The organism is Sulfuritortus calidifontis (genome assembly GCF_003967275.1).
Classification (GTDB): Bacteria; Pseudomonadota; Gammaproteobacteria; order Burkholderiales; family Thiobacillaceae; genus Sulfuritortus; species Sulfuritortus calidifontis.
The window spans coordinates 2,400,944-2,425,447 of the sequence record NZ_AP018721.1; the positions used below are offsets into that span (position 1 = coordinate 2,400,944).

Annotated in this window: 23 protein-coding genes; 19 read left to right on the top strand and 4 right to left on the bottom strand. The window is 61.1% G+C overall.

The window, feature by feature from the left end; genetic code table 11:
- Position 1 precedes the first annotated feature (1 nt).
- From EL388_RS12180 to EL388_RS12200, 4 genes are all read right to left on the bottom strand, one after another.
- Entirely contained in the window at positions 2-1,327 is a 1,326-nt protein-coding gene (locus EL388_RS12180) for a TolC family protein (protein ID WP_126463662.1), read from the bottom strand.
- Between the two features lie 166 nt (positions 1,328-1,493).
- Positions 1,494-1,847 carry a hypothetical protein gene (locus EL388_RS12185; RefSeq protein WP_083840419.1) on the bottom strand — a complete coding sequence of 118 codons (354 nt, stop codon included), beginning with the start codon at positions 1,845-1,847 and terminating at the stop codon, positions 1,494-1,496.
- A gap of 359 nt (positions 1,848-2,206) precedes the next feature.
- On the bottom strand, positions 2,207-3,589 hold the full coding sequence (locus EL388_RS12195; RefSeq protein ID WP_126463663.1) for a heavy metal sensor histidine kinase: 1,383 nt from the start codon (positions 3,587-3,589) through the stop codon (positions 2,207-2,209).
- Positions 3,590-4,273: a heavy metal response regulator transcription factor gene (locus EL388_RS12200; protein ID WP_072756547.1), complete on the bottom strand. Its 684-nt coding sequence runs from the start codon at positions 4,271-4,273 to the stop codon at positions 3,590-3,592.
- A 194-nt stretch (positions 4,274-4,467) separates the two neighbouring features.
- On the opposite strand from EL388_RS12200, the gene EL388_RS12205 reads away from it, so the two are divergent.
- From EL388_RS12205 to EL388_RS12295, 19 genes are all read left to right on the top strand, one after another.
- Positions 4,468-6,288, top strand: a complete 1,821-nt coding sequence (locus tag EL388_RS12205; RefSeq protein ID WP_476756001.1) for a copper resistance system multicopper oxidase — start codon at positions 4,468-4,470, stop codon at positions 6,286-6,288.
- Complete coding sequence (locus EL388_RS12210) at positions 6,285-7,229, top strand: copper resistance protein B (protein ID WP_126463665.1); 945 nt, start codon at positions 6,285-6,287, stop codon at positions 7,227-7,229. Before EL388_RS12205 ends, EL388_RS12210 begins: the two co-directional genes overlap by 4 nt.
- A gap of 51 nt (positions 7,230-7,280) precedes the next feature.
- Positions 7,281-7,796: a cupredoxin domain-containing protein gene (locus tag EL388_RS12215; protein WP_126463666.1), complete on the top strand. Its 516-nt coding sequence runs from the start codon at positions 7,281-7,283 to the stop codon at positions 7,794-7,796.
- 24 nt (positions 7,797-7,820) lie between these two features.
- Positions 7,821-8,303, top strand: a complete 483-nt coding sequence (locus tag EL388_RS12220) for a DUF411 domain-containing protein (protein ID WP_068607198.1) — start codon at positions 7,821-7,823, stop codon at positions 8,301-8,303.
- A gap of 19 nt (positions 8,304-8,322) precedes the next feature.
- A complete protein-coding gene (locus tag EL388_RS12225) occupies positions 8,323-8,577 on the top strand; it encodes a DUF2933 domain-containing protein (protein ID WP_019562346.1) in 255 nt (84 codons plus the stop codon).
- 4 nt (positions 8,578-8,581) lie between these two features.
- Positions 8,582-10,939 (top strand): heavy metal translocating P-type ATPase, encoded by a 2,358-nt coding sequence (locus tag EL388_RS12230; protein WP_126463667.1) that lies wholly within the window; start codon positions 8,582-8,584, stop codon positions 10,937-10,939.
- Positions 10,940-11,348: 409 nt separating this feature from the next.
- Complete coding sequence (locus EL388_RS12235) at positions 11,349-11,645, top strand: CopK family periplasmic copper-binding protein (RefSeq protein WP_126463668.1); 297 nt, start codon at positions 11,349-11,351, stop codon at positions 11,643-11,645.
- Positions 11,646-12,517: 872 nt separating this feature from the next.
- On the top strand, positions 12,518-12,793 hold the full coding sequence (locus EL388_RS12240; RefSeq protein ID WP_126463669.1) for a type II toxin-antitoxin system Phd/YefM family antitoxin: 276 nt from the start codon (positions 12,518-12,520) through the stop codon (positions 12,791-12,793).
- Positions 12,793-13,128 (top strand): type II toxin-antitoxin system RelE/ParE family toxin, encoded by a 336-nt coding sequence (locus tag EL388_RS12245; protein ID WP_126463670.1) that lies wholly within the window; start codon positions 12,793-12,795, stop codon positions 13,126-13,128. Before EL388_RS12240 ends, EL388_RS12245 begins: the two co-directional genes overlap by 1 nt.
- A 122-nt stretch (positions 13,129-13,250) precedes the next feature.
- Positions 13,251-13,949 carry a transglutaminase-like cysteine peptidase gene (locus EL388_RS12250; protein WP_126463671.1) on the top strand — a complete coding sequence of 233 codons (699 nt, stop codon included), beginning with the start codon at positions 13,251-13,253 and terminating at the stop codon, positions 13,947-13,949.
- A gap of 221 nt (positions 13,950-14,170) precedes the next feature.
- Positions 14,171-15,631, top strand: coding sequence for a flippase (locus EL388_RS12255; protein ID WP_165919147.1), 1,461 nt, complete (start codon positions 14,171-14,173; stop codon positions 15,629-15,631).
- Positions 15,628-16,425 carry a class I SAM-dependent methyltransferase gene (locus EL388_RS12260; RefSeq protein ID WP_126463673.1) on the top strand — a complete coding sequence of 266 codons (798 nt, stop codon included), beginning with the start codon at positions 15,628-15,630 and terminating at the stop codon, positions 16,423-16,425. The genes EL388_RS12255 and EL388_RS12260 overlap by 4 nt, the downstream gene beginning before the upstream one ends.
- 14 nt (positions 16,426-16,439) lie before the next feature.
- A complete protein-coding gene (locus EL388_RS12265) occupies positions 16,440-18,209 on the top strand; it encodes a glycosyltransferase (protein ID WP_126463674.1) in 1,770 nt (589 codons plus the stop codon).
- Entirely contained in the window at positions 18,178-19,287 is a 1,110-nt protein-coding gene (locus tag EL388_RS12270; protein WP_126463675.1) for a GNAT family N-acetyltransferase, read from the top strand. Before EL388_RS12265 ends, EL388_RS12270 begins: the two co-directional genes overlap by 32 nt.
- A gap of 50 nt (positions 19,288-19,337) precedes the next feature.
- Positions 19,338-20,384, top strand: a complete 1,047-nt coding sequence (locus tag EL388_RS12275) for a glycosyltransferase family 4 protein (protein ID WP_126463676.1) — start codon at positions 19,338-19,340, stop codon at positions 20,382-20,384.
- Entirely contained in the window at positions 20,384-21,535 is a 1,152-nt protein-coding gene (locus tag EL388_RS12280) for a glycosyltransferase family 4 protein (RefSeq protein WP_126463677.1), read from the top strand. Before EL388_RS12275 ends, EL388_RS12280 begins: the two co-directional genes overlap by 1 nt.
- Complete coding sequence (locus EL388_RS12285) at positions 21,532-22,248, top strand: class I SAM-dependent methyltransferase (protein WP_126463678.1); 717 nt, start codon at positions 21,532-21,534, stop codon at positions 22,246-22,248. The genes EL388_RS12280 and EL388_RS12285 overlap by 4 nt, the downstream gene beginning before the upstream one ends.
- Positions 22,245-23,060 carry a glycosyltransferase family 2 protein gene (locus tag EL388_RS12290; protein WP_126463679.1) on the top strand — a complete coding sequence of 272 codons (816 nt, stop codon included), beginning with the start codon at positions 22,245-22,247 and terminating at the stop codon, positions 23,058-23,060. The genes EL388_RS12285 and EL388_RS12290 overlap by 4 nt, the downstream gene beginning before the upstream one ends.
- On the top strand, positions 23,053-24,501 hold the full coding sequence (locus tag EL388_RS12295; protein WP_126463680.1) for an O-antigen ligase family protein: 1,449 nt from the start codon (positions 23,053-23,055) through the stop codon (positions 24,499-24,501). The genes EL388_RS12290 and EL388_RS12295 overlap by 8 nt, the downstream gene beginning before the upstream one ends.
- The last annotated feature ends 3 nt before the right edge of the window (positions 24,502-24,504 follow it).

A 24,504-nucleotide genomic window follows, 5' to 3' on the forward strand; every position in this document is an offset into this window, starting at 1 on the left:
TTTATTCCTTATTCGCTGGCTGGGTAGCATTTGCGCCAGGTTCGCCGAGCACGCGGTCAATGTCCGCAGCCGTGCGATGCGCCTCAGCCAATGCTTTGAGGTATTGGGACTTGGCGGCAAAGTAGGTGCGCTGTGCGTCCAGCACTTCCAAGAAGTTGAACTTGCCGTTTTCAAATCCGACGGTGGCCGCGTCGTAGGCACTTTTGGCCCCAGGTAAAACATCTTGTTGCAAGACGTCGACTTCCCTACGAATGGATTCCAGCCGCTCGCGGGCTTGCAATACGTCCGTGCTGACTCGTATGTTCAAAGCTTGGAGTTCGTCCCGCGCCTTGTCTTCGCGCTTCAACGCTTCCAACAAGTTCCCCTGATTGCGATCAAACAGCGGCAAGGGGACGGAAACACCGAACAGCAGTTGATTGCGCTGCAGTTCGGTGGGGCGTTTCACCCCTAGGCTGAATGTGACGTCGGGTATCCGTTTGCTGCGCTCTACATCGACCAACGACCTGCGGCGCTCAACCTCCAGCTGCATACGGCGCAGCGTTGGCGAAGTGGACAGGCGCTGCTGGACGTTGTCGAGCGAAGGGACAGCCGGAAGCTCTTCCACGTTGCCCGACACGAGAGTAAATCGCGGTGGGTTGGCCCCTAGCAAACTGGCCAAGCGTGCCCGAGCATTGCGTTGCTCGCTCTGGGCCTGTGCCAATTCGACTCGCACACCTGCTTCGGCTACCCGTGCCTTGGTTTCTTCGACCGGAGAAACCTTGCCCGCTGCCACGCGTTTGGCAACAGCATCGGTAGCGCGTTTTGCCAGATCGACACTGGCTTGAGCCAATGCTGCGCGTTCCTGTGCCGCCAAAGTCTCGAAGAAGGCAGCGACCACGGCGGCACGAATTTCGACGCGCCGCGTGTTCAGTTCTTCAACTGCGACGTCACGCCCTCGCTCTGCCGCGGCAATGCGGGCAGCGCGCTTGCCCCCCAGCTCGATGGGCAGATTGATCTGGACGCTTTGCGTGCGGGTTGGCGTGCGTTGGTCTTCGAGCGAGTACGCCAGCTCGGGATTAGGACGTACTCGTCCCTGAATTACCTGGCCCTCCACGGCCTCGATCTCCCGTTGGGCGACAGTCAGGTCAAGATTCGCCTCCAAAGCCAGCGCGACGGCCTTTTGCAGGGTCAGGGGCGTTGCTGCTTCAATCTGCTCTACGCCGTTGGCGCTCTGCCCAAGAGCTGGTGCCGTCGGCAATAACTGAGCGAAAGCCGTCCCCGTCATGAGCGCAAGGAGCAAGCCTGCCGCAACCGCCCTCGCGTTGTAATTGTGAATATCCTTCAGCATCCGATTCTCCAGTGATTTGAAATACACAAGGGAATCGGCGGGGGGCGATCCAGATGATCGCCAGCAACGTCATCACATCAGCCGCGCGAAGCCGGCTGGATACCGTAGCGCGCCATGCGCGACGGCAGGGGTGAGGACGAAGGGAAAGGAACGCGCTCCCCGCCGATCAGGCGAGGACACGCCACTGAGGGCGCTCTAAACGTTCAGGTGGAGGCGCAGCAAGGTGCTCCGGGGGATACCCCGTATCCAGGGACGGGCTGACCGGCGACGCCAGCTTGACATCCCCTGACAAGACCGAGAAGCACCCGGCATGACAGGACGCGCAATCAGGATCGCCACCCAGGGTCTTGGCCGGATCAGGGCTGGCATCCTGGCCGTCGGCCGCCTTGTGCTGATGCGCATGGTGGCCGAAGTGCTTGGCCGCAGCTCCGGTTTCATGCTGGCAATAACTGGCCACTGCCGCCCAACTGAATTGAAGCGGCAAGAACACCAGCAAGACGATGGCCAGCCATTTGCGCATAGGGGTAACAGTGTAGCAGCTACAGGCTTTACTTTGCCACTCCTCGCTGCTTGGGTTTTCTCAGAGCCCCGTGCGCGTAGCGTGCCTCCTCTCAGGTTCATCGGTAATCCCCCCGAAATCCAGCGCTCCGAGAAGTAGAGCTATGCGGCCATGGCCATGATGAAGCCGCCGAGCTTGGCTTGGCGCTGGTCCTGCACGAACAGGTCAGCGCCAGGCTGGTGACGCCAGAAAGACGAGGGCTTGATGCGCGGGGTGATCATGGGCGACATCATGCCGGCTCACTGGCGACAACGGTTAGGGAGGTTTCGAGAAGTGCCCCAAAGGCACTTGGGCTGGCTCGCCCCAACTGCTTCACCTCATCAGGTTCCGCCTGGGAACTCCAGGCAGAACCGGGTCCTGCCCTGCGCGGACGTCACGCTGATCGATCCTCCATGGGTTTGCATAATGGCGCGGGTAATCGCCAATCCCAGCCCTGCGCCGTCGGTTTCCGGATGTGACCGCGATGGGTCAGCACGGTAAAACCGATCGAACAGGTGCGGCAGTACCCTCGGGTCGATGTCCTCGCCGGTGTTCTCGACGCTCACCCGGGTGGCTTGGGAAGACTGGCTGATCTCGATCGTGACCTCGCCATGTGGCGGGGTGTGGCGCAGCGCGTTCGAAAGCAGATTGCTCAGGGCACGGCGGAACATCAAGCGATCACCGACGATCTCGCCCTCACCACGCTGAGCCAGTCTGACGCCCTTCTCCTCGGCGACCGCCTCATAGAACTCGATCAGGGCGTGCGTTTCCTCGGCTGCCGAGAAACGTTCCCGGTTCGGCAGCATCATCCCGCGTTCGGCCTTGGCCAGGAACAGCATATCGGACACCATGCGGCCCAGACGCTGCAGTTCCTCGGCATTGGAAGCCAGGATCTCCCGGTAGGTATCGGCATCCCGCCGGGTAGCCAACGCGACCTGGGTCTGGGTCAGCAGGTTGCTCAGGGGGGTGCGCAGCTCATGCGCCAGATTCGACGAGAACTCCGACAGTCGCGTGAACGCGTCTTCCAGCCGGTCCAGCATCTTGTTGAGTTCGTGAGCCAGATCGGCCATTTCGATGGGTACCGCCTCGACGGGCATGCGCTGGTGCAGCTGCTGGCTCGTGAGCGTGGTGGCTCTGGATTTCATGGCACGCAATGGCGCCAGCCCCTTGTACGCGGCAAACCAGCTCAGCAAGCCACAGATGACGATCGTCACGACGGCATAGGTCATCAGGGTGCGCCGCAACTTCAGCATGAACCGTGTGTGATGCGCCGTGTCCATGGCAACGAGGATGTCCAGCCGCGTCGTTGCGTCATAGGCTGGAATAACCCGGACAAGCATCCCGCGAAACGCCTGCCCTTCGTCGGCCCAATGGATCAGCGCGTCGTTGCCGTTGCCTTCATCCGCCGGTGACAGTTCGCGCGGGAGGCGAAATCCTTCGGACTGGAAGAGCGTTTCACCTTTCGAATCATGGACGCTGACGTACAGCCCGTGATGGTGGCTCAATGCCTCACGCAGCAGCCACTTGGCGTCCTCGGCCGAATTGGATCGCGCCAAAATATCCTCGATCAGGTGCTGCTTGTCCTGCAGCGCCATGTGATCCAGCTCGATGAAATGCCGCTCGAATGCAGCGATGACCAACAAGGCCAATCCAAACACCACAGCCGCAGCCGCCAACGTAAAGAAGAGGGTGAGCCGGGTCGTCAGTGACAGGGAGCGAAACATTCAGCGCTCCTCCGGTGCTTCCAATACGTAACCCATGCCACGTACGGTGTGGATCAGCTTGACCTCATGACCCTCATCAATCTTCGCGCGCAAGCGCCGGATGGCCACCTCGATCACATTGGTGTCGCTGTCGAAATTCATGTCCCAGACCTGCGAGGCGATCAGCGAGCGGGGCAGGACCTCGCCATGACGGCGCATCAGCAGTTCCAGCAAGCCGAACTCTTTGGCCGTCAGGCTGATCCGTCGCCCGCCGCGTGAAACGCGTCGGCGCAGCAGGTCCAGTTCGAGGTCGGCCACGCGCAGCACGGTGCTCTCGTTGCCACTGCGCCCCCGGCGCAGGATCGTGCGCACGCGGGCCAGCAATTCGGCAAAGGAGAAAGGCTTGACCAGATAGTCGTCCGCACCGAGTTCAAGGCCTTTGACCCGGTCTTCCACCTGATCGCGTGCGGTCAGGAACAGCACCGGCATCTGCAGGCCGCGATGGCGCAAGGACTGCAGTACCTGCCAGCCGTCGAGGCCGGGCAGCATCACATCCAGGATGACCAGGTCGTACTCGCCCTGCAAGGCCAGGTGCAGACCATCGGCGCCGTCTTGCGCCAGATCGACCACGAAACCCGCTTCGCTCAAGCCTTGACGCAGGTAGTCGCCCGTTTTGGGCTCATCTTCAACGATCAGTATCTTCATGAGGGTGCTCGGCCATATCGAATAGCCGCTAGTGTGACGATTTTGGGTGCACCTGACATGAAGATAACAAAAATGTAATCGGACGAACAGCATCCTGACAGGGGTGGCTCCATAGCATCTCACCCACGACTTCAGTAACTCATCGCGAGAAGCCCATGCCATCTTTGAGTCCGTTTCATTTGCCATTGCCGTTGATGCCCTCGCGGCGGCGCTTCGTGCGCGGCTTGGTCGCCGGCGGCGTGATGGTCGGCCTGTCACCCTGGGTGCGTGCTGCGGCGCAGGGGCTGGCCGACACGCGCACGGGTGCGGCGCCCGTGCTCAGCGGCACGAACATCGACCTGGTGGTTGCCGAGTCGCCGGTCAACTTCACCGGCAGGCCAAGGATGGCGACCACCATCAACGGCTCCATCCCGGCGCCGACGCTCAAACTTCGGGAGGGCGACACGGTCACCATCCGCGTCACCAACCGCCTGCGCGAGGCCACCTCGATCCACTGGCACGGGATCATCCTGCCCTACCAGATGGACGGGGTGCCTGGGGTCAGTTTCCCGGGCATCGCCCCTGGCGAAACCTTCACCTACCAGTTTCGCCTCGAACAAACCGGCACCTACTGGTATCACTCGCACTCCGGCATGCAGGAGCAGACCGGCATGTACGGGGCGTTGATCGTCGAGCCGCGTGAGGCAGACCCTATCCGCGCCGACCGGGACTACGTGGTGCAGCTGTCCGACTGGACCGACGAAGACCCCATGCGGGTGCTCGCCAAGCTTAAGGTGCAGGGCGACTACTACAACTACCACCAGCCGACGGCCATCGACTTCTTCCGCGACGTCGCCGACATGGGGCTTTCCCGCGCACTCGACAAGCGTGCGATGTGGAACCAGATGCGGATGAACCCGACCGATCTGGCCGATCTCTCGGGGGCGACATTGACCTACCTGATGAACGGCGTCACCCCTGCCGGCAATTGGACTGGCCTGTTCCGGCCGGGCGAGCGCGTGCGTCTGCGGTTCATCAACGGCGCGGCCAACACCTTCTACGACGTGCGCATCCCGGGGCTCAAGATGACGGTGGTGCAAAGCGACGGGCAGAACGTCGAGCCCGTGACCGTCGATGAGTTCCGCTTCGGGCCGGGCGAGACCTACGACGTGATCGTCACGCCCCGAGAGGACGCCTACACGATCTTCGCGCAATCGATGGATCGAACCGGCTTCGCCCGCGGCACGCTCGCGGTGCGCGAGGGCTTGAGCGCCGCCGTGCCTGCGCTCGATCCCGTCGAATGGCTCACCATGGCCGACATGATGGGCGCGATGGACCACGGCGCGATGGGGCATGGCGGCTCGGCCATGGGCGCGATGGACCACGGCGCGATGGGCCACGACATGCCGGGCATGAAGCACGACATGTCCGGCATGAACCATGGCGCGATGGCCATGGATCACGGCCAGCACGCGATGCATGGCATGACAGGCGGCGCGATGGCCAAGCCCAGCGCCACGGTCCGTCACGCACGCACGGAATACGGCCCAAGCACGGATATGCGGGTGGACATGCCGCGCACCAATCTTGACGATCCGGGCATTGGCCTGCGCAACAACGGCCGGCGCGTGCTGACGCTGGCGGATCTCAGGACGATCGGTGGTCCTCTCGACCCACGCGGGGCCGAGCGCGAGATCGAGCTGCACCTCACCGGCAACATGGAGCGCTATGCCTGGTCGCTCGACGGCCTCGAGTTCGGCAAGAGCACGCCGGTGCACCTGAAGTACGGCGAGCGGGTGCGCGTCATCCTGCACAACGACACGATGATGACGCACCCGATGCATTTGCACGGGATGTGGAGCGAGGTGGAAACGCCCGACGGGCAGTTCCTGGTGCGTCGCCACACCATCCCGGTTCAACCCGCGCAGCGCGTCAGCTTCCTCGTGACCGCCGACGCCCTGGGTCGCTGGGCCTGGCACTGCCACCTGATGTTGCACATGGACATGGGCATGTTCCGCGTGGTGGTCGTGTCATGAAACTGATCAAAAGAAGATTCGCCATGAAACCCTGTTCTCTCTTCACTGCGGCGCTGGTGTTGCTCGGTGCGGCACCCGTCTGGGCGCAAACAACGATGGAAGGCGGCGGCCATGCCGGGCACCCGGGCACGGCTCCAGCCCCAACGCGAGCCGAATCGCCCGCGAGCGCCACCATGGACCACGGCAGCATGAACATGCAGGGCGGCCCCGCCCCCGCCGATGCCCGTGATCCGCACGCGTATTCCAATGGCTTGACTTTGGAGTCGGGCCCTTACGCACTCCCCGGGCCACGGCAACTGCGGCTGTCCGATGAACATGCGTTCGGCAGCGTGCTCCTCGATCGCCTGGAACGCGTTCACACGAAGGAGGGGAACGCGACCACCTATGACGCGCAAGCCTGGTTCGGCGGCACCTACGACCGCCTGGTCCTCAAGGCCGAGGGTGACGTCGCCAAAGGCAAACTGGAGGAGGCACGCACGGAGGTCCTGTGGGGCCATGCGATCGCCTCGTACTGGGACACCCAACTCGGGGTGCGGCAGGACAGCGGCACGGGGCCTGACCGGACCTGGCTCGCTTTCGGCATCCGGGGACTCGCGCCGTACTGGTTCCATGTCGATGCCACCGCCTACGTCGGCAGCTCGGGACGCACGGCACTGCGCCTGTCGGGCGAGTACGAGCTCCTGCTCACCCAGCGCCTGATTCTGCAGCCCCGCATGGAAGTCAATCTGTATGGCCGGCGCGATGAAGCGCGTGGCCTGGGAAGTGGGCTGGCCGATGCAGCGGCGGGCTTGCGCCTGCGTTACGAGTTCTCGCGCCAGTTCGCGCCCTACGTCGGCGTCGAATGGGCTGGCAAGTTCGGACAGACCGCCGATTTTGCGCGCGCCGAAGGACAGCGTACCCGGGAAACGCGTTATGTGGCGGGTGTGCGGCTGTGGTTCTAGAAGCCGCCACGCGCAACTCCGATCTTATTCACCAACCCTAAGGAGAAACCGATGATGAAGAAAACCCTGAGCGTTTTGATGCTGACCGCCTTGCCTGTGTTGGCGCTGGCCGGTGGGGACCATCAGGGCGGCCATGACATGGCCGGGCACGACATGCAGGGCATGCACGGTTCGATGCACGGGGGCACATCACCCTCCGAAGTCGGCAAGCCAGGCGATCCCGCCAAGGTCGACCGCACCATCGAGGTGGTCATGGACGACTCGATGCGGTTCACGCCCGCCACCATCACGGTCAAGAAGGGCGAGACGATCCGCTTCTTTGTCAAAAACGCGGGCAAGGTGCCGCACGAAATGGTGATCGGCTCAATGAAGGAACTCAAGGCGCACGCCGAGATGATGCGCAAGATGCCGCAGATGCAGCATGCCGAACCAAACATGGTGACGCTCCAGCCTGGCCAGCGCGGCGGGCTGGTTTGGCAGTTCGATCGGCCCGGTACGGTGGACTTCGCCTGCCTCGTCCCCGGCCATATGGAAGCGGGCATGGTGGGCAAGATCGTCGTCGAATAAGCAGCGTCACCGGGGGTCCTTGTCATGCACCAAACCGTTGATCAACCGTTCCCCCGGCGGCGCAGGCTGCTGCTGGCGGTGCTTGCGCTGAGTCTTCCCTCCCTGGCACCAGCCGCCGCACCGCAGACGCTTGCCGTGCAGGTGTGGAAGGACCCGAACTGTGGGTGTTGCAAGGACTGGATTGCCCACCTGGAGAAAAGCGGATTCCGCGTGAGTGCCGTCGACCAGGGCAACAGCGCAGCCCGCACTCGCCTCGGGATGCCGCAGAAATTCGGTTCCTGCCATACGGCCCTGATTCAGGGCTATGTGATCGAAGGCCACGTACCCGCAACGGACATCCAGCGGCTGCTCAAGGAAAAGCCCCAAGCCCTGGGCTTGGCGGTGCCGGGCATGCCCATTGGTTCACCCGGCATGGACGGGCCGGTGTATGGCGGCCGACGTGATGCCTACCAGGTCTTGCTGGTTGGGAAAGACGGGTCGGCACAAGTGTTCAGTTCCCATCCATGAAGAAACCCCTCACCCGGCGATGAGCGCGACGCATCATGATCACCACCCCGACACGCGTGGCTCGTCCGGCCTGAGCCGGCGTGTCAGGATCGCGTTGCTGATGGTTGCCCTCATCGGCGGCTTCTACCTGCTGCGCGAGCACTGGATCCATGTCGCAGGCAATTGGGTGTACCTGTTGCTGCTGGCGTGCCCGCTGATGCACCTGCTGCATGGCCACGGTGGCGATGGCGGGCATGGTGCGCCGCCCGACAAACCCGCCAACAGGGAGGCGTGAAGTCATGGACCTGCGATCAGACCACGAACACCGCCGACACGCCCACGACCACCCGAGCGCACAGCAGCGGGCCGAAGGTCTGAAGGACCCTGTCTGCGGCATGGACGTGACCGCGCAGTCCGAGCACCACGTCGAACACGCAGGCCGGCGCTTTTATTTCTGCAGCGCCCGGTGCCGGGCGAAGTTCGTCGCCGAACCGGCGCGCTATGCCCACAGCGGCCACGCGCCTTCGCCTGTCGAAGCGCCGGCGCTGGCCGCAGGAACCATCTACACCTGCCCCATGCACCCCGAGATCCGGCAGGATCACCCCGGTCATTGTCCGAAGTGCGGCATGGCGCTGGAGCCGGTGCTGCCCGATCTCCAAGAAGAAGAGAGTCCCGAGCTGCGCGATTTCCAGCGCCGCTTCTGGTGCACCCTGCCGCTGACCGTCATGGTCACTGTGCTTGCCATGTTCGGCCACCAGTTGCATTGGTTCGAGGCGCGCACACAGACCTGGATCGAACTCGTTCTGTCCCTGCCCATCGTCCTGTGGGCGGGTCGGCCGTTCTTCGTGCGCGGCTGGCAGTCCGTGGTCCATCGCAGCCCGAACATGTGGACCCTGATCGGGCTGGGCACCGGGGCGGCGTTCGTCTACAGCGTGGCGGCGACCGTGGCCCCACAACTGTTCCCGGACTCGTTCGTGTCCATGGGACGGGTCGCGGTGTACTTCGAGGCGGCGGCGGTGATCATTTCCCTGACCCTGCTGGGGCAGGTACTGGAACTCAAGGCGCGTTCGCAGACCTCGGCCGCCATCAAGTCCTTGCTCGGACTGGCCCCCAAGACCGCCCGGCGCCTTCGCGACGATGGCACGGAAGAGGACGTGCCCCTGACGCACATCCATGTCGGCGATCGGCTGCGCATTCGACCCGGCGAAAAGGTTCCGGTAGATGGTACGGTAATCGAGGGCAGCAGCGCTGTGGACGAATCGATGCTGACGGGGGAGTCCCTGCCCGTGACCAAGCGGGTGGGCGACAAGGTCATCGGTGCGACGCTCAATACCAGTGGCGCGCTCGTCATGGTCGCCGAACGTGTCGGCTCGGCGACCATGCTGTCCCAGATTGTGCAGATGGTGGCGCAGGCGCAGCGGTCCAAGGCGCCGATGCAGCGCATGGCCGATGTCGTGGCGGGCTATTTCGTGGTCGCGACGGTGTCCATCGCCGTGCTGACCTTTTTTGCCTGGGGCCTGTTCGGGCCGGAACCGCGTTGGGTTTTTGGCCTCATCAACGCCGTGGCTGTGCTGATCATCGCCTGCCCCTGCGCGCTGGGCTTGGCCACGCCCATGTCGATCATGGTGGCGACCGGGCGAGGGGCTACGCAGGGGGTGCTGTTTCGCGATGCCGCCGCGATCGAGAAAATGCGCCAGGTCGATACCCTGATCGTCGACAAGACCGGCACATTGACCGAGGGCCGGCCGCGCTATCAGACGACGATCGCAGCCGAAGGCTTCACCGCCGGCGAAGCCTTGCGACTGGCTGCCAGCCTCGACCAGGGCAGCGAGCACCCGCTGGCGGAAGCCATCGTCACGGCCGCGCGCGAGCAGGGCCTGGTGCTCTCACGCGCCGAGGAGTTCGACTCGCACTCAGGCATCGGCGTGCGCGGGCGCGTCGATGGACATGCCGTGGCACTGGGCAACACCGCGCTGATGGAACAGCTCGGTGTGGACGTGCGGCCATTGGCCGAGCGGGCGGAGGCGCTGCGCGGTGAGGGTGCCAGCGTGATGCATCTGGCCGTCGATGGCGTGCTCGCCGCAGTCCTGGCCGTCGCCGACCCGGTGAAGAAGACCACACCGCAAGCGCTGGCGTCGTTGCGCGCGGAGGGCTTGCGCGTCGTCATGGCCACGGGCGACGGTCTGACCACGGCCAAGGCCGTGGCGGCGCGCTTGGGCATCGATGAGGTGCATGGCGAGGTCAAGCCCGCCGACAAACTGCAACTGGTGGAGCGGCTGCAGCGCGAGGGGCGTATCGTTGCGATGGCTGGTGACGGCATCAATGATGCCCCGGCCTTGGCAAAGGCCGACGTCGGTATCGCCATGGGCACCGGCACCGACGTGGCGATGAACAGCGCACAGATCACGCTCGTCAAGGGTGACCTGCGCGGTATTGCGGTGGCGCGCGCCTTGTCAGTGGCCACGGTCCGCAACATGAAGCAGAACCTGATGTTCGCCTTTCTCTACAACGCACTGGGCATTCCCATTGCGGCCGGCGTGCTGTATCCGCTCACCGGTTGGCTGCTTTCACCGTTGATCGCCGCCCTGGCGATGAGTCTCAGCTCCGCATCGGTGATCGGCAATGCGCTGCGTTTGCGCGGCGTCCGTCTTGTCTGAACACGAGGATCGTCGCGCGTGCCGTGGTGGGTGCTGGTTGCACTCCCAGATCGCTGGGTCTGTCGTATCGGTTGCCACCCGACGTTGGACACCTGATCCCTATCGAGGCCTGGAATGCTCTCGACCACGGCACCTGAGCCGCCTCACACCGATACCGCACTTGGCGCCCAGTCGGCATCGCCATAAGCACTTGCACCGATGTGGCGATGAGTCCGCGCCCCGCCCCGGTGAGCAGGAATGCATTGAGATTGGCACACGATTAATCCCGATCCCATCCCGAATGGAATCTGACATATACGTAACGGCCGTCTCATCTTCCCGTCAGCGGTGGCTTCGCAGAATACATACTGTGCAGTCGCACAAGGCATTGACAGAAATGCCTTCACGTTTGATTGAAAGGAGTGTAGAGATGAAAGCCAGGATTACCGCTGTTGTCGCCGCCACCGTGCTGAGCGCCATCGTAACCCCATCGTTCGCTGGTGACGCGGCAGCGGCCAGCGCCAAGAAAATGTTCCTCCTCAAGGACGGTGGAACCCTGTATGTATTCGAGGACGGCAAGATGGCGCTGGAAGACAAGTTCGGACGGACTATCCACCTGAAAGAGGGGCAATCGCTCGAAACGGTCGATGGCCAGAAGATTACAGCCAACGGCAACGAGGTCGCTCGACTCGATGGTCTTCTCCGTAAGGGTCATTCCAACCAATGACTACTCGATTCAATTCGTGAACTGCACGCCAGCGGATGTCGGGCCAACTCGTTGACCAACACGCGCTGGCGGGCCATCGGTCATAGCTGGGGCTAACCACTCGATGGTAGGCTGCGACGCTACCGGTCAATCGGCGCCGCACAAGGTGAGAGTCCGCCCTGCACTGACTGACCGGCGTTCATTGCCGGGGCCATTGCGTCCACAACAACCCGCAGGATTGCCCGGGATTGCTCAATCGTTGAGAGAGTGGGTTGGATTCCGGTCGCGTCTGCACCACCAAATAACAAAGGGCACCCACCGGGTGCCCTTTGTTATTTGTGGTGTCGGGGGCTGGTGAGGACTCCCTGAGTTCGACCACGACGCATGCGTCGTGGGACGCCCGCAGGGCGGGCCTGGAGCGCAGCGCAAGGCCGAGTTGTCGCGGATGCAACGCGACAGCGAGCAACCTCCTCCGCACACCCCCACTTGGTTACCACCTGCCCTGAATAAAACCGGGCACCCACCGGGTGCCCTTTGTTATTTGTGGTGTCGGGGGCTGGTGAGGACTCCCTGAGTTCGACCACGACGCATGCGTCGTGGGACGCCCGCAGGGCGGGCCTGGAGCGCAGCGCAAGGCCGAGTTGTCGCGGATGCAACGCGACAGCGAGCAACCTCCTCCGCACTGCCTCCCTCGATTGCCATGCACCTCGAAAAAACCACGTCCCTTGGATTCCGGGTCTTCGCTCCGCTCCGCCCGGAATGAGGCCCTATTCAAAGCCCCCCAGGTGTAACCGACCGTAACCAGCACTGACGCGCGCAACCAAGATATGCTCATTGCCGCGAGCCATTTTAAAGACTATATTCAGTCCTGACCATGTCCCGAGGATTTTGCAATGCGCTACTCTGTTCAAGTTAAACCCATCAGCTACCTCAAGGCGAACGCCGCCGAGGTCTTAACCCAATTGACCGAGAGGCGCGAGCCGCTGGTTATCACCCAGAATGGGGAGGCCAAGGCGGTCATCCAGGATGTGGCCTCCTATGAGGAGACGCAGGAAACTCTGGCGTTGCTGAAAATTCTCGCCCTCGGCAATGCTGAAGTCGAGGCGGGCAAAGTGAAGCCCGTGAGTGAGGTCGTCGCGAGGTTGCGGATCAAACAGGCCGCCCAATAATGGCGGCTCGCAAGTATGAGGTGCTGCTCACCCAGGGCGCCGAGCAGGATCTGGAGTCGATCTACGACTACATCGCGGAATTCGACTGCAAGGCCAGCGCCGACCATGTGCTGGATCGCTTGCTAAAAGCCGTAGAAAGCCTGTCCGCCTTCCCTGAACGCGGCCCCTACCCCAAGGAACTGGTTGCCCTCGGCATTCGGGACTATCGGCAGACTTCTTTCAAGCCCTACCGAGTGATCTATCGGGTGATCGGGCAGAAAATTCACATCTACGTGATCGCCGACGGCCGGCGGGACATGCAATCCCTCCTGGCGCGTCGCCTGCTCGGTGCCTGATGAGAATGGCTGGCCACAATCGTCAACCCCTGTCCCGCCCGCCTTTCTGGCAAATCCCGCAGAATCCCATTAGCATCGCCTCATAGTCACAACGCGCCGCATAGCCCAATAGGCGCCCCGGGATGCCATTTCGCCGTTTACTGACCCTTTGCCTGATCATTGCCGGCGGCCTGCTCGCCCTGCGCAGCGCGGCCAGCATCGTCGATTTTTCCAAAGGCCTGATCGACCACGTCAGCCAGCGCTTCGGCCCCGAGGCGCCGGCAAGGCTTTATGCCTGGCAAATTTTGGCCAGAAAAATCCAGGCCCAGGAAGGCGGCAACCTGCGGCTCAAGGCCCTGCGCAGCCAGGACGGCCAGGCCGAAATGCCCGTCCTCGTCGCGGTCAACAACTTCTTCAACCGTGTGCCTTATTACGAGGACCAGGTGCATTGGCGCGTACCCGACTATTGGGCTACCCCGGTTGAAACCCTGGGCTCGTACGGCGCCGACTGCGAGGACTACTCCATCGCCAAGTACCTGACCCTGAAGGAACTCGGCCTGCCGATCGAACGCATGCGCATCACCTACGTACGCGCCCTCAACCTGGGCGTCTCGCACATGGTGCTGGCCTACTACCCCACGCCCGAGGCCGATCCCCTCATCCTCGACAACCTGATCAACCCCATCAAGCGCGGCTCGGAGCGCACCGACCTGGAGCCGGTCTACAGCTTCAATGACGATGATCTCTGGATGGCCAGCGGCCAGAGCCGCAAGGGCGGCGCCAGCGCGGTGCGCCTGTGGCAGGAGCTGCAGGCTAAGCTGGCGCGGGAACGGCAGATGTAAAACCTTCTAGGTATACAATGGCCATACAATTACACGCTGTAGCCGGTTCGCTTGTATTCCAAGCCATGCCTGAGCAAACAGGCCCCATCGATTTGGCGGAAGCTGAACATGTCGCTCGACACCATGATTGACCTTGTCGATGCCGCCTTGGCTTTCAGCATAAGCGGCGGGGGCCCCGTTACTCGAGCCCTACGGTCAACCATCCGAAATAGGCGGCCATCTTGAGCATTCGCCGCAATACCTTCTACAACCTTACCGGCAACCTATTGCCACTCGGCATTTCATTAATAACCGTACCCATTTACCTCCAACTCCTGGGAGTAGAACGTTATGGCGTACTGGCCATTGCCTGGATACTGTTAGGCTACTTCAGCCTCTTCGATCTTGGCCTCTCGCGCGCGACAGCCAACCAAATCGCCAAGATGCGCAACGCCACGCCGGCAGAACGACAGGCAGTAGTCTGGACGGCACTCGCATTAAACGCAGTCTTCGGTCTCATTGGCAGCGTAGCCCTATATATCGCAGCGCCCCCGTTGCTTGAAAACGTATTCAAAATGGCGGCGCCGCTGCGCGCGGAAATCTTGGCTGCATTGCCATGGATGGCCGCCGCCATCCCGCTGGCCACTCTTAGGGGGGTTCTCGTTGGCGCCATGGATGGCCGGGAACGCTTTCTGGCCGTGAACATTATTCACGTGCTAAGCACTGCGTTGATTCAGATAATTCCACTCATGGTTGCCATTGCATATGGCCCGCAACTGGAAGGGATCATCGCCGCAGCCATTGGGGTAAGAGTGCTCACACTCGCCATACTCTACCTGGCGCAGCGCAAGGAGCTACCCATTCAAACAGCCCAGTGGCATCCCCAATGGGCCAAGCCCTTGCTCGTCTACGGTGGGTGGGTATCAGTTACCAACTCGATCATCCCGATCCTGGAGACCCTCGATCGTTTCATAATCGGTGCCATGTTGGGGGCCCGTGCCGTAGCCATCTATACGGTACCCTTCAATCTGGTCAATCCACTGCGCATATTGCCCGGCTCACTGTCCCGCACGTTGTTTCCGCGGCTTTCCGCCCAGGCGCCAGAGGAAGCCAATGAACTCGCCCATAGCGCAATGCTGACTTTGGCCGCCCTCCTTACGCCACTGACAGTGGCAGGCATGTTCATAGCAGGCCCTTTCCTGGAGCTCTGGGTCGGCCCAGAAATCGCAAAAGATGCCACCCCGCTTACCGCCACCTTCCTGGTCGGAATATGGATCAATAGCATCGCGCATATCCCTTTCAGCCTGCTGGAAGCCAGGGGCCGACCCGATCTGCTGACGAAACTGCACCTTTTCACATTACCCGTCTTCCTTGGCATGTTATGGCTGGGCGCGCACTTGGGCGGCTTGCCCGGCGTAGCCATGGCCTGGACTGCCAGGGTCTGGCTCGATTCGAACATCCTGTTCTGGCTGGCTGGTGTCGCCAAATCAAGTTGGTATTACATATGGCCGGGCGCTGTCTTGATTTTTATGGCGTGGCTTGCAGTCACGTGGCAAGCAGACGCCTATATCCTAGGTATGGCACTGACCCTGTTGGCCATGGCCTGGGCCTTTCTCAAATCCCCGATACTGCGTCAAATGGCCGTGGCTGCCCATGCCCGCACGCGACGCTATTTTCACGACCTATTGAATAAGCAAGCATGAGCCACCCTAATCAGATTGCTTTTGTCGCGGCCTGCTCCACCCTGCTGGCCCGCCACCTCACCGATGGCAGTGTCGTGGAAATCGGCTCTTACGACGTCAACGGCAACATTCGCGCGCACTTCACTTGGGCCAAGCGTTATACCGGCATCGACCTGGTCGCGGGCCCAGGAGTCGATATCGTCGACTCTGGCCATGAATTTGGTGAAAGCAACACCTACGACATCTCGATCTCCTGCGAGGCATTCGAGCATAATCCCTACTGGCTTGAAACCTTCCTGAACATGATCCGTATCACCAGACCGAACGGCGTGGTGTTGTTTACCTGCGCCTCAAAAGGGCGGGCGGAGCACGGAACCGAGCGGACCAGCCAGACCGACAGCCCGGGCACCACCAGCATCGGCTGGTCCTACTACAGGAATCTGGACACCAAGGATTTCACCAGCCGAATCGACCTGGATAGGCATTTCGGTTTCCATCGCTTCTACCGGGTAAAAAGTACGAGAGACCTGTATTTCATCGGCATCAAGCGCGAATATGCGGCGAGCGCTTCGGCGGCCGACCAGCCGACTTGGCTCCAACAGGAAATCGGCGAACTAGACCGTCTGATTGCAGACATGAATGCCATCCGCTCGACGCCATCTCCAAGTGGACACCCCATTCTCCGCACCCTCCGCATGCTGCCTGTGCGTCTAGCCGAGGCCATCCTGCCGGATGATTGGTATCAGGATTTTCGCTTCCACTATCTGAAGCAGACCGACCGACTCAGAAGGTACCTACTGGGCGGGACGGAATAAATTTCGAGGCACCCATGCGCATCTCCATCGCCATGGCCACCTACAACGGGGCCAAGTACTTACAGGAGCAGCTCGACAGCTTGGCGGCACAGACCCTGCTACCGTGCGAGCTGGTGATTTGCGATGACGGTTCGACCGACGCCACGCTGGAAATCGCCGAGCGCTTCGCCGTCAGGGCGCCCTTCCCTGTCCGAATTCACCGCAACGAAAAGAATCTCGGCTATGCGGACAACTTCCTCAAGGCCGCGAGCCTGTGCGAAGGCGACTGGATCGCCTTCTGCGATCAGGACGATGTGTGGCTGCCGCACAAGCTGGAAACCGTTTCACGACGTTTTAATAATGATGTGCTCCTGGTGGCCCATGCCGCTATCGTAGCCAATAAAAACCTGGCACCAGGCTGGAGCCTCGAACTAGACATCAAAACCGACTCGACGAAAAGACCCCTGCAGAATCGCTTATGGTGGGTTCCACCAGGGTTTACGCAGTGCGTAGCGAAGGAATTAACAAGTCTGCCGCATGACCGCCGACCTGAAGATTACAATTATCCGGGAAGAATGCAGGCACATGACCAGTGGTTCTATTTCTTGGCGAACTCATTGGGAAACATCGCATACATCAAAGAGCCGCTTGCCATCTGGCGCCGCCATGAAGCCACTGTAACAGCCACGAAGGCAAAACCTGTGGCAACCAAGCCCTGGAAACACCTTACGACTGCTTATAAAAAGCATTACTTACTTCTGGCAGGAATTGCCAACGAATACAAAAAAACCATGTGGGCGCTGATGCATCTGCTGGATCAAGCCACGGCACTCAGGGCGATCTCCTACTACAACCGGATGCGCCTCTTCCATCTTGCGCGCAGCCTACTCTATTCGCGGGCGAACTTCATCGTCAGGGCCAGGGCGTTGCTGAGGATTGTTTTGAGGAATGGCTATTTTGGTGGCGACACGGCCGGGCTGGGTGCACGCGCCCTGGCAAAAGACGTCTTCATGCTATTCCTCGCCGGCCCCATTTTTTCGTTGCGGAATCTGCTGACGCGGGCTCTACTGGAAAGGTCACTCTTCTTTAAAAAGACCCTCGCGCATCTCCTGCCATCGACCGCCTTTCCACCCGGCAGCGCCCTGATCGTCGCCCCCCACCCCGACGATGAGGTTTTCGCCTGCGGCGGATTGATCGCCCACAAACTGGCGCGGCATGAACGAATCGATATCTTATACATGACCCAGGGCGAGGCCAGCCACGCAGACTGCTGCGAGCTAGACAGGGGGAAAATTGCCGCAGCAAGGCGCCAACTGGCCAGGCAGGCATTGGACACGCTAGGCGGCAGTGGGATCAAAATGCACTGGCTCGACCTGCCGGATGACGGCGTGCCCGCGCCAGGCTCCCATCGCTTTGACGAGGCCGCCCTTCGGGTCGGAAAGATTATCGACGACATCAAGCCAAGTCAGATTCTCATCCCACACGAGCTCGACACCCACAGCGACCATATCAACACGAACGCCATCGTCATGGCCGCCCTGAAGGGCAGGAATGTTGAAGTGTTCAGCTATCCGACCTGGATGCTTTATCGTTTCAGACGGAAAGACCTTTTCCGTCGAGTAAAAGGCCGAGCATTCAAGCTCAACATCGTCCCGGGCCACCCGAATAAGATGGCCGCGATCGCCATCTATGAAAATGCGGTCGATCCGGCTTGCCCGAACAAGGCGCCGATCATTGGCAGGCTGCCCGACACACTGATGCGCGAGTTCAGAAATGAATACGAGGTTTTTTTCGAACCAGACTGACTGGCAGATCGACATCGCGACGGACTGGGCGAGCATCTGCGACAGTGCCTATATCGAACGCTGGCTCGGCTTGATCGATGCCGATTGTGAACCGAATGTCTTCTTTCACCCGAGCGTCGTCCGGCCCTGGCATGACTCTCAGCCGAACGAAATAAAGCCATTTTTTGTGATTCTGCAAAACCGTGTCGACAATGAGGCGATCTTTTACCCCTTCGTCATCGGCAACCGGGGCTACCGCAATTGCTGGCTCAATACCCTGATTCCGGCCGGATACTTTCTATTCGATCATCACGACCCCATCGTCGCGGCCAGCAGCCCGGCCAGAAAGAAAGCGCTGACTGAATTTTTCTTCACGCAACTGCCTGCTGTCCTCGACAGCTTCCCTGGCCGGCTGGATGGCTTCGACATCCCCAGGCTAAGAACAAACCTAGTGGGCTCGACTCAATCGGATGAGTCATCGCCGGCCATCGATCTCACTGCTTACAGCAGCTACGAAGCCTACAGCAAAGCCCTCAAGGGCGCAGTGCGCGGAGATGTGAATCGGCAAAAAAGAAGGCTATCCGAAATTGGCCATTTGTCTTACCGGAAATACACGGCCGATAACCTGCCGGCCGCGCTGGCCGAATTCGAAGCCTTCACCGAAGCACGATCGAGAAAATGGCATCCCCCTGAAAGCGATTCGCTGTTTTTCGCCCGGCTTCTGGAAGCTTCCCTCGGCGAGACGGTGCATTTTTCGAGCTTGGCATTGAACGACCGAGCAATCAGCTGGCATCTGGGTTTCGTCGACAGGTATTGCTTTTACTATTACATCCCGACTTACGATAAAGCATTCGAATCCTACTCGCCGGGCAAAGTTCACATCAGCATGCTGATAGAAGAATGCTACGCACAGGGGCTCAGGAAGTTCGATTTTTTGCGCGGCTGCGAAAAATACAAATTCGACTGGACCGACCGGAGTGTGCCGTATTTCGCCGTTTCGTATGTTAAAAATGGCCTCGTGCTGGCCATGCGGCGCGGCTGCAACAATATGATCCACGCGCTAAAAAGAATCGCCCTCGATCTCGGCCGTCGCCTTTAACCGGTGGCCGACGAGGGGTATATGCGATCATTCGATAAATTGGGGGGCAAGTGAGTTCGAAGGTCTTGGTGCTCATGGAATGCTGGGGCAACGGTGGCACAGAAACCTATGTCGCCGGGCTAGTGCGCCTGCTCGCGGCCCAAAATTTCGAAGTCACCCTTGCACTACTAAACAATGGCGATGAGGACGCCGTCGATTTTTTACCGCGAAACAGAATTCGCGTAATCGGCCTGGCCGGCCTGCCCAAGGCGCTGCGTCAACAACGGCCCGACGTGGTCAGCCTGCACCTGTATGCCCACCTTCTACCGGCGATGCTGGTGTGCCGGGCACTGCGATACCCGACCGTGACCACGCTGCACATGCCGCTTGAATCCTGGGGGCTTCGCCACCGGCTCTATTGGCGGCTTGCGATTCGACTCTCATCCACCGTGATTGGGGTATCGAAACAGGTGCTCAATCCGTTGAAAGGCCGCAATATTTGGCCGTCCGCCATTCCCGGCGGCGTCGACCCGCTATTCTTCACCTGCCCGCGCGACAAACAGCGGCCGACCGCGGAAGCGTTCACCCTCATCGCGATGGGGCGGCTGGCGGCCGAAAAGGACTGGGCAACCCTGATCGAGGCGGTCGCTCGGCTGCCCCTTCCGCTGCGCCAACGAACGGCCATTGAGTTTTATGGCAGCGGTATCCTGCAAAATGAGCTGGACTCGCTCGCCAAACGATGCGGCGTCCAGACGGCCTTTCATGGCCATGCGGGCAAAGACCAGCTTGTGCAGGCGTTGTCTACGGCTGATTTGTTCGTGCTGCCATCGCGCTTCGAGGGGCTAGGCCTCGCGGCGCTCGAAGCCATGGCGGCCGGTGTGCCAACCATCACCGCCGATTTCGCGGCAGCGCGTGGCTATATCGAACAGGGGGTAACGGGCCACAGATTTCCCGTTGGGGATGCGACCGGCCTGGCACGGTGGATCGAGTGGCACATGACCCACCCCGAAGCGTCGATAGCCATCGGCCTGAAGGGGCGCGAATTCGTTCGACAGCATTTCTCGGAGGAAAAGGCTTATCGTCCTTATCTGGAAATTTTCAAACAGGTGGCAAACTGATGCACGTGCTTTACGTCGACCGAATTGGCGCCAAGTCCATCTGGGGCCTGATGGGCCATATCGCCGTGGGCTTTATGGCACAGGGCGGGCGAGCCACCTGCGTCATGTGGGATGATGGCCGTCACGCCTTTTCCCAGGACGTGCCGGGCGGGGTTGAGGTGGTTCGCATCCAGGTACCGCCCAAGCATCGGCCCTGGGACCTGATCCGTCAGCATTGGGTCTTCGCCCGTGCGTTCCGCAAGCTGCTGCGCCGCCTGCGGCCCGATATCGTACATACCAACTTCGCGGTGCCTTCGATTGTGGCGCGCTGGGTGTCGGCGCGCGAGGACGTGCCGGTCATCGTCTCCACCCAGCACGAGCTTTATGGCTCCATGCGCCTACACTACCGCTGGGGCCTGCGCTTGACCGAGCGATATTGCGCGGCGGTGGTTTATGTATCGCATGCGGTGGCACGTTCCTTCGGCCGCAAGGCCGGCAGCATGGAGGGGGTGCAGCCTCATGGTGCACGGCAGCATGTGGTAATTCCGAACGGCGTCGATATCGACAGAATTCGCGCCGCCACTGCGGACGTAGCCGAGCGGGTGCCGGGCCGCCTTGTCTGCGCCGGGCGCATGGTGCCGGTGAAGGGCCAGCAATGGCTGATCGAGGCCCTGCCAGAGGTGGTGGGCAGGCATCCGAAAATCCAGCTTCGTCTGATCGGCAGCGGCCCCATGGAAGCCACCCTGCGTCGCCGGGTTGCCGAGCTTGACCTGGAGGATAATGTGACTTTCCTGGGCTGGCTGCCGCATGACGTGGTGCTGCGCGAGATGGCTGCGGCAGAGCTGGTGGTCGTGCCTAGCAGCCAGGTGCAGGAGGGGTTTGGGTTGGTGGTGGCCGAGGCCCTGGTCTGCGGCACGCCGCTCGTGGTGAGCGACATTCCGGTGTTCCGCGAGTTGCTTACCGGCGTTGATGGCGTCGCCCATTTTTTTCCACCGGGTGACGTTCAGGCCCTGGCCGATGCACTGGCGGGGCTCCCCTTCGCCACGGCGGCAGAGTCGGGCATTGCGCAGCATACTTTGCCTGTAGCGCAATTGGAGCGCTTGTCGGCAAACAGGATGACGAACGCCTATTTGCAGCTTTATCGGGCCTTGTCCTCCGGGTACCAAAGATGAGCATGGACTCAGATCAGTTAAGGCATATCTCTCTGCAACTGGGCAAGCAGGAAGCGTTGTTGAGAGAGGGGCTTTATGTTGCACTCGCCAAGGCGGTCGATGATTGCGGCATCGAAACCAGGTGCTGTCGCGTGCTCGATGCAGGCGTCGGCCGCGGCGAATTGTTGCAGCGTCTTCAAATGCGTGGATATGTCACGCATGGCATAGATATGGAGCTGGACTGTGTCGTGACCGCCAGCCGCTTTGGCGACTGCCGCCAGGGCGGCATCGGTGATATAGCGCGGGTTTTTCCCGGCATAGGCTTCGATGTGATCGTCTGCTCGCACGTGCTCGAACATGTCGACTCCCCTTCGTTTGCGCTCAAGTCATTTGCCGAGTTGTCGGCCAAGGCCTATGTATTCGCGGTGCCAAACCCCCTGCGGCCGATACGCGTGATGCGCGCTTTGTTCCATTCACGCGCGGCCGACCATCCGGAGCATGTCTATGCCTGGGGCCACGCGGAGTTTTCCGCCCTGCTGCAACGCTGCGGCTTTGCCATCGACGCCTGGTATGCGGATCGCGTAACCATCAACCCCCTGCATGGGCGGCTTGGCCATATCCTGACCCGCCTGCTCAACCCGCTGGAAACCCGCCTGCTGCCGCGTCTTTTTCCCATGCTGGCCTCTTCGTTGATCGTGCGTTGCCATCTGGCATATCGAGACCTCAAGGCATGAGCGCCCCTCGAGTCACTGCCATCGTCACCGTCTTCAATGGCGAGGATTTTGTCGCGCACGCGGTGGAGAGCTTGCTTGCACAGACCCTGCACGACATAGAAATTCTGATCGTCAATGACGGTTCCACGGATGGCACATTCGCAATACTGGATGCCCTGTCCGACCCGCGCCTGCGCATCATCCACCTGCCGCGCAGCGGCCGTGCGGCCGCATTGGCCATGGCCTGCCGTGAGGCACGCGGTCGCTATATTGCCAATCTCGATGCCGATGACATCAGCTACCCCGAGCGGCTGGAAAGGCAGGCGGCGTTCCTCGATGCGCACCCGGACCATGCCTGGGTCGGCTGCGGCGAAGAGCAGGAAGACAGCCGGCGCGGCGAGCATCATCGCCGGATTTACCCGCTCTCGGACATGGAGATTCGCCGCCAGTCGGCCAAGTGCATCCCGTATTGCCATAGCGGCGCCATGTTCCGTCGCAGCCTGATCGACGAGGGCATCAATTACGACCCGGCCCAGCCTTATCTGATCGACTTCGAGTTTTTCCTGCGCGTGGCCGAACGCCACAAGGTGGCCAATCTGCCCGAGGTGCTGGTGAAGCGTTATGTGCGCGGGGAAAGTTTTTTTCAAAGCCGCTACAAGACCTGGCGGCAGAACCTGCGGCTGGCCCGCCTTTGCGCGCGCGCCGTGCGCCGTTTCGGCCTGCCTGTCCGGTTTTATCTCTACCCGCTGGCACGCCTGATCTATCCGTATATACCGCATGGTTTGAAACGGCGTATCCGGCAACGGCACGGATTGGAGGAAACCGATGCTTGAACTGGCAGAAGAATTCTGGCCGCTGCTGGTCCCGTTCGGCCTTGCCGCGTTCGTGGCATTGTTAGTTTGGTTTGGCCGCCAACCGGCACGCGGGCTTTATCTGGCGTTCTTTACTTCCGGCATTCTCATCACGCCGGAACTGCCGGTTGTGCGCGACAAGCTGGCGGCGACCGAACTGGTGTTTTTGCTGACCTGGTTTGCGCTGCTGCTGCATAGAGGTCACTTGACCAACGCCGGTCCACTGCGGCGCGAACAAAGGCTCTCCCTCTACCTGGGAGCGGCATTCATTCTCTGGACCCTGTTGTCGTTCGGCGTTAACAACATAGCTTATGCCGACACCGAGATATTCCTGCCCAGCCTGGTGGAAACGGCGAATTTCGCCTATGGCTACCTGGTGTTCCTGACCACGGTGGTGCTGGCGCGGGAATGGACGTACTGGGAAGACTGCGTGAAGTGGTGGGTGGCAGGCTCGGCTGTGGTAATCCTTGTCGGCGTTTGGGCCGTGCTGGGCAATGCGCCGGAATGGGCATATGAAGAATTCAGCCGCCGCGTCGCCTCCACTCTGAAGAACGAAAACCAGGTGCCCTCCTTCCTGCTGCCGATTTTCGTGGCAATGGTGTTCATGGCGGTGCGAAAGGGGGCTTCTCTCCTGCAGCAGGTGGCAATGTGGGGCCTGCTGACGGGAGCACTGATTACCGCCTTCGGTTCCGGCAGCCGTACTGCCTTGTTGATGATTTTGCTGGCTGTTGCCGGGGTGGTCTATGTTGCCGCGCGGACGACGGACAACCGCCCGTACCGGATCGGCGCGATCTTGAATGTGTTCGTGGCTCTGAGCGTGGGCTTGCTGGTTTATGTCTCGGTGGTTCTGTTCAACTATCAGGGTGACTATGCGCTCGGGACCACGCCGCCATGGCAGAGGCCGGTGGTCACGCTTTACGACTGGCTGGCCGGTTACCAGGAACTGGATAATACCCGGCCCGAGCAGTTGGCCTTTGTCATGAACAACATCGGGGATCACCCGCTGCTGGGCACTGGACCAAAGGTCTATGGCAGCCTGTATGCGGTGGAGGAAATCCACAACACCTACGCCGGGGTGTTGATGCAGACAGGCATGGTGGGGATGCTGTTGTTCTCGCTCTGGTTGCTGCATATGTTGTGGTATTCGTTGCGCCAGGCAGGACGGATTGCCGACCCTTGGCGCAAGGTGATGGTGCTCGCATTGGCCGTGGGTATGGTCACGCTGCTGCTCTACAACATGACCATGTTCGGCCTGCGCCAGCGCACGATCTGGCTGCTGGCCGGTTTGTTGGTGGCGTCCTGGAGCTTTGTGCCCCGCACTTCTATAAGGCAGGCCATATTGCAGCGTGGCCCACTGGCCCACAGCCTATCGAAAGCCAGAACGAGAGTGACCGACAATCACCCGGCATCGTATAAGCGGTGAAGT

Bases quoted from the DNA above. Each gene is read 5' to 3' on its own strand.
- EL388_RS12270 (WP_126463675.1), top strand. From the start codon at position 18,178: ATGAATACGAGGTTTTTTTCGAACCAGACTGACTGGCAGATCGACATC.
- EL388_RS12185 (WP_083840419.1), bottom strand. From the start codon at position 1,847: ATGCGCAAATGGCTGGCCATCGTCTTGCTGGTGTTCTTGCCGCTTCAA.
- EL388_RS12265 (WP_126463674.1), top strand. From the start codon at position 16,440: ATGCGCATCTCCATCGCCATGGCCACCTACAACGGGGCCAAGTACTTA.
- EL388_RS12200 (WP_072756547.1), bottom strand. From the start codon at position 4,273: ATGAAGATACTGATCGTTGAAGATGAGCCCAAAACGGGCGACTACCTG.
- EL388_RS12290 (WP_126463679.1), top strand. From the start codon at position 22,245: ATGAGCGCCCCTCGAGTCACTGCCATCGTCACCGTCTTCAATGGCGAG.
- EL388_RS12280 (WP_126463677.1), top strand. From the start codon at position 20,384: ATGCACGTGCTTTACGTCGACCGAATTGGCGCCAAGTCCATCTGGGGC.
- EL388_RS12285 (WP_126463678.1), top strand. From the start codon at position 21,532: ATGAGCATGGACTCAGATCAGTTAAGGCATATCTCTCTGCAACTGGGC.
- EL388_RS12215 (WP_126463666.1), top strand. From the start codon at position 7,281: ATGATGAAGAAAACCCTGAGCGTTTTGATGCTGACCGCCTTGCCTGTG.
- EL388_RS12245 (WP_126463670.1), top strand. From the start codon at position 12,793: ATGGCGGCTCGCAAGTATGAGGTGCTGCTCACCCAGGGCGCCGAGCAG.
- EL388_RS12240 (WP_126463669.1), top strand. From the start codon at position 12,518: ATGCGCTACTCTGTTCAAGTTAAACCCATCAGCTACCTCAAGGCGAAC.
- EL388_RS12220 (WP_068607198.1), top strand. From the start codon at position 7,821: ATGCACCAAACCGTTGATCAACCGTTCCCCCGGCGGCGCAGGCTGCTG.
- EL388_RS12210 (WP_126463665.1), top strand. From the start codon at position 6,285: ATGAAACTGATCAAAAGAAGATTCGCCATGAAACCCTGTTCTCTCTTC.
- EL388_RS12230 (WP_126463667.1), top strand. From the start codon at position 8,582: ATGGACCTGCGATCAGACCACGAACACCGCCGACACGCCCACGACCAC.
- EL388_RS12235 (WP_126463668.1), top strand. From the start codon at position 11,349: ATGAAAGCCAGGATTACCGCTGTTGTCGCCGCCACCGTGCTGAGCGCC.
- EL388_RS12260 (WP_126463673.1), top strand. From the start codon at position 15,628: ATGAGCCACCCTAATCAGATTGCTTTTGTCGCGGCCTGCTCCACCCTG.
- EL388_RS12205 (WP_476756001.1), top strand. From the start codon at position 4,468: ATGCCCTCGCGGCGGCGCTTCGTGCGCGGCTTGGTCGCCGGCGGCGTG.
- EL388_RS12295 (WP_126463680.1), top strand. From the start codon at position 23,053: ATGCTTGAACTGGCAGAAGAATTCTGGCCGCTGCTGGTCCCGTTCGGC.
- EL388_RS12180 (WP_126463662.1), bottom strand. From the start codon at position 1,327: ATGCTGAAGGATATTCACAATTACAACGCGAGGGCGGTTGCGGCAGGC.
- EL388_RS12225 (WP_019562346.1), top strand. From the start codon at position 8,323: ATGAGCGCGACGCATCATGATCACCACCCCGACACGCGTGGCTCGTCC.
- EL388_RS12195 (WP_126463663.1), bottom strand. From the start codon at position 3,589: ATGTTTCGCTCCCTGTCACTGACGACCCGGCTCACCCTCTTCTTTACG.
- EL388_RS12250 (WP_126463671.1), top strand. From the start codon at position 13,251: ATGCCATTTCGCCGTTTACTGACCCTTTGCCTGATCATTGCCGGCGGC.